Source organism: Streptomyces sp. NPDC058964 (genome assembly GCF_042741275.1).
Taxonomy (GTDB): domain Bacteria; phylum Actinomycetota; class Actinomycetes; order Streptomycetales; family Streptomycetaceae; genus Streptomyces.
On record NZ_JBHYKH010001015.1, the window covers coordinates 1 to 1,207 of the forward strand.

2 protein-coding genes and 1 pseudogene are annotated in these 1,207 nt (G+C 70.8%); 2 read left to right on the forward strand and 1 reads right to left on the reverse strand.

Going from position 1 to position 1,207, the window contains the following annotated elements; translation table 11 throughout:
- Positions 1–14: 14 nt before the first annotated feature.
- Positions 15–416 carry a MarR family winged helix-turn-helix transcriptional regulator gene (locus tag ACFW2E_RS47290; RefSeq protein ID WP_384478471.1) on the reverse strand — a complete coding sequence of 134 codons (402 nt, stop codon included), beginning with the start codon at positions 414–416 and terminating at the stop codon, positions 15–17.
- 98 nt (positions 417–514) lie between these two features.
- Here ACFW2E_RS47290 and ACFW2E_RS47295 point away from each other — a divergent pair, with 98 nt between their 5' ends.
- Positions 515–769 (forward strand): hypothetical protein, encoded by a 255-nt coding sequence (locus tag ACFW2E_RS47295; RefSeq protein WP_384478468.1) that lies wholly within the window; start codon positions 515–517, stop codon positions 767–769.
- Between the two features lie 253 nt (positions 770–1,022).
- Positions 1,023–1,207: pseudogene (locus tag ACFW2E_RS47300) on the forward strand (putative protein N(5)-glutamine methyltransferase); the annotation flags it as partial.

Consider the following 1,207-nt stretch of genomic DNA (forward strand, 5'->3'; position numbering starts at 1 on the left):
CCGTAGGACGCCGCTCAGTCGGGGCCGGCGGCCGTCGCCGGCCCCGCGTTGTACCGCTGCAGATACCGGGCGAACCGTGTCAGGTCCTCCTCCGGCCAGTTTGCGAGCCGCTCCCGGAAGGCGGCCCGGCGGCTCCGGGTGACCTGGGCGAGGATCTCCTGGCCGGCCTCCGTCAGATGCAGCACGTGGACGCGGTGGTCCTCCGGATCGGTGCGGCGCTCGATGAGCCCGGCCCGCTCCAGCGCGGCCACCTGGCGGCTGACCGTCGACTTGTCCAGGGCGTAGTGAGCGGCCAGATCGGTGGCCCGGCAGCCGCCGCTCTCCTCCAGGTGCCCGAGCAGTGTGTACGACACCAGCGACAGTTCCGGGTGCATACGGCCCGCCGACGCCCGGGCTCGGCGGGCGAAGATCGTCATCTCGCGCTGGATGGCCTCGACGGCCGCCTCCGCTGCGGTCACGGGAATTCCTCCTCCGACGTTCTGGTTGCATAGTACAACTTGAGGGGGAATGTCCCTTGCTGTTCGTGATGCTCAACTTCACCAGTTCCGGCGGCCTGTTCCGCCCCGAACTGCAAAAAGGCTTCCTCGGCACCCCGCACGCCTTCTGGAACGGCACCGGGTTCGTGGCAGGCATCCGCAGTCTGCGGCACTTCGGCGGCGACGGCCTCGGCCGCGAGGTGTGGACGCCGGTGGCCTGGCTGCTGCTCGGGCTCGCGGCGGGCTCGCGCCACTGTACGAACGCGCCAGGGCGTACGCCCCGGCAGCCGTGATGGCGGAGCCGGAACCGGTGACCGCCGAGGGGTCGGTCGAGGAGGAGCCCGAAGGGGCGGTCGGTGTCCGACCGTTGGGGTAGGGTGGCGCTCCGGCCGCGGACCGTCCCGGCCACGAGGCGCCGAGGAGGTGAGACTCATTACCGATGTGTCAGGTGGGGTGCTCTCTCCTCAACGCCTTGCGGGTCACGGGCAGTAGGTGACCCACGAGAGCACCCTTCGGCCCCAGGTCTCCGAAAGGCTCTCGCCTCTTATGTCCCCGATTGCCCCTGCCACCGTCGTCTCCGCGCTGCGCGCCGCCGGGTGCGTCTTCGCCGAGGAAGAGGCGGAGTTGATCCTCGCCACGGCCCGCACGCCGGACGAGCTCGCCACCATGGTGGACCGGCGTGCAGCCGGACAGCCCCTCGAACACGTCCTCGGCTGGGCAGAGTTCCACGG